The sequence below is a fragment of the Candidatus Cloacimonadota bacterium genome (assembly GCA_020532355.1).
Taxonomy (GTDB): Bacteria; Cloacimonadota; Cloacimonadia; order Cloacimonadales; family Cloacimonadaceae; genus UBA5456.
This window is the reverse complement of record JAJBBD010000322.1, coordinates 1-2,978: the sequence shown is the minus strand read 5'-3', so window position 1 is coordinate 2,978 and position 2,978 is coordinate 1. Positions and strand designations below refer to the sequence as shown.

General features: G+C 40.7%; 3 protein-coding genes. All 3 read right to left on the bottom strand.

Annotation, left to right across the window (positions count from 1 at the left end):
• Positions 1-552, bottom strand: a 552-nt coding sequence (locus LHW48_11055; protein ID MCB5260985.1) for a DUF1156 domain-containing protein, incomplete at its 3' end; no start/stop codon positions are given.
• The gene (locus LHW48_11050; GenBank protein MCB5260984.1) at positions 549-2,186 is read right to left on the bottom strand and encodes a DUF87 domain-containing protein; all 1,638 of its coding nucleotides are present in this window, start codon (positions 2,184-2,186) and stop codon (positions 549-551) included. The genes LHW48_11050 and LHW48_11055, both read right to left, overlap by 4 nt.
• Positions 2,187-2,706: 520 nt before the next feature.
• The coding region (locus LHW48_11045; GenBank protein MCB5260983.1) for a DUF3883 domain-containing protein at positions 2,707-2,978 on the bottom strand (272 nt) is incomplete at its 5' end.

Genomic DNA, 2,978 nt, shown 5'->3' with positions numbered 1-2,978 from the left:
TTCATCTATCAACTCAGGACCGCTTTTGGGGATGTCTTCAAGCATTACCTTCAGGATAAGGCAGGCAACAGGATTAAGATCACTGGCAAAAGCATCGCAGCCAATTCTGAGAGCTTCCAAAGGTATGCTGCCTCCTCCGGCAAAGGGATCTACCACCAAAGGTGTTTCCTCCGGATGGGCTGCTTTGATCAAAGCCCTGCTCAGTTCCAGGTAATTCTTTTTATGAGCATTAACCCAATTAGCAAAATCAGCTATGAAATGCAGCAACTTACGTTGCAGATCATAATCAGAGCTACCCACAGGTCCGGTAACATAAGGAAGTAGTTTCCTGGCTTGTTCTTTGAAGGCACCGGGGCAGTAGGGATCACAAGGATCAGGTAGTAATAGAGCCATGAGCATGGCCCGGCTCGATGCAAGAGGACGCCTTGCCCACCACAGATGCAAAGTGCTGGGGTGTCCATGATGGATAGACTTTTCTCGGACAGCGTGTTTGGAGACTTCCGCAATCGGAAAATCTACTTCTGCAAGTCGTTTACATTCCTTGGGTATCATGATTGTACCTTTGGTTTCGAATTTCTAGCTTCTGTTTTAAACTTCTCTCTATCATTCAGTTTAAGCATGACTGGTTCCCTACAAGATATTCCTCTTCCAAAAACGACAGCGTGTCTATCTGGTAGCTCAGACAAAACGCCGACGTAATCATCACCGATATAATTCTTCAAAAACTCCATCCCGGTAGCATCGTACACTCTCATAGCGAAAATTGTATTGCACTGATTTAGTATAGTCTTAGTGACATTTGCTGTTCTTTGTGTGATAAGCATACACCCCAAACCGTATTTCCTACCCTGCAAAACAGCCTTAGCAGTACCACTTGTCGCGGTTTTATCCCCTTCGCTAGCAACTGAGTTCCATTCTGGTACAAGAGAATGAGCTTCTTCGTATACTAAACAACATTTCGCTTTTTCTGTCATTCCAGATTCTTGAAGAATTTTCAACGCGCATTCCGTCACTATTCGAGTAATCTCGCATGGTGTTAACATAGCCATAGGTGCTTTGTTAGAATACAGTTTCCCATCCTGCTTCCAAACCTCGATTTTGGCTGGATTAATAATCCGGCATGAATGCTTATTATCTTCTTTTAGAAATTCTTTCATCTGTTTTTCTAGCTCAATTCTGAAATGTTTTACACTTCCACCATCAGCAACGTTTTGCTGACATTTATCCTTATCTTGAGACCCTGCAGCAATCAACTCAGAGTCATCAGTCTCATTATTAGGATTTAAATATGGTGATAACTCTTTGCTATACTGATCAGTCAGGTCCAAGCAAATTACCTTTATACCATCGAGCAACATCCTTTCAATAAGTTCAAGTGCCAAACAAGATTTTCCTACTCCGAGTATCCCCAATATCGCAGTATTATGGCTAACCAAGTCACTTGTTTTAGTATAAACATGAAAATCCGTACTTGGGATATTCCCGATGGCATCATGATCATAGTGCTCCTCTTCTTCATCTACCAACAAAACTCTCTCATTCGGCAAGGGTACCCAATGAACCGTATTGAAATGTTTCGCTACACTATCCCAAGTTCCAAGTTTCCTTGCCGCAGCGATTATATAGCTTCTCTTGTCTTTATTACGTAAGACATCGTCCTTAATAGTTGCATTCGTGATCTGGCAGTAAACGTTTTCATTATTGATACTGATGCAAACAATTCTTCCCTGAACTAGGTTTACATCGCTCCGGAGAATTTCTATTAGAATCCTGTTTATTCTTGTTTCTTCAACAACTATGCCGACAATTCCATTAGCATTCTGGATTCTTTTTTCATGAGATATCTGTGCTATGTCATTAACAATGTATGATGATCCGTCCGAAACATCACACAATCTGCTATCTGAATAATCTTGAAGATAGATAGTACGCACCCATCTTCCACTCGAAAAACCAATATAGTCCAGAACCATTGCTAGGCAACATGCACCGCTCTCAGATCTTGTCAGAACTAAAGATCCAATTGGATAACTATCATTGGTGTATTGTTTTAGAATAATGATGCCGGGGTTCTCATGGCCAACAACTTCTCCGATTTTAGTAATTGTCTTATTTCCATGCAGAGATTGTCTAGACCTTTTAATTAGTGAAAAGAGGGTTTCAACAGGTTTAATTGATATCAACATCCACACAACCGAGATCAATATGTACTCTCTCGGGTCGTGTCTGTGAAATGCGATTAGGGCAAACAACAAGACTAAAGTAAAGACTATCATTGGACTAGATAGCTGGCTTACCCAAATGTACGATAAACTCGATACATTACGAAAGAGTCTAAATTTTGTTTGGTATAACGCAACACAGAGGAAGCCTAATACTATACAAATCACTAGATACAAAGTGATTGAGTACCATAAATATTGCTCAAATCCTAGAGATGTCCTAGATATAATTGATGACACAGACAACATCGATACTATAGCTGCAGTTGAGTATGATATAGCATCTACGGGTTTGGTATAGAACGGCGTCACCAGAAGGTTTCCTAACAAAATCATTATAAGTGAAGAAAAGAACCACAAGCCCTTTTCATTAACTGGAGGGAGAACCGAGCCAAACAGAACAAAACTGACGAGCAATATTACAGCCAAGTATACAATCATTGCAATTAATCTGGTCGGCTGTTTTAGGTTTGTTTCCATACAATCATTCCTTCAAGTTGCTAATTATTGAACTGAGATTGATCTGATAATGCTGTACTTTCTTCACTTCATTCCATTGATACTGCGCAGGGTTTAGTATTGGAGCTTGAAGTTGCGGTGCAGTATTGCAGTTGGTTACTACATAAAGCCAGAAGCAATCCGGTCTATCTTCCGCAACTCTTCTTTCATTGGGAGTAAGGATAATGGTTCCGGATTCAGCCCCAATCCCTTTGACTTCAATAAGCCTCAGTTCTCCAGAGGATACGTCAAGGCTGG

What these genes read in the sequence shown, in the direction of transcription:
- LHW48_11050 (MCB5260984.1), bottom strand. Translation starts at nt 2,186, where the DNA reads ATGTTGATATCAATTAAACCTGTTGAAACCCTCTTTTCACTAATTAAA.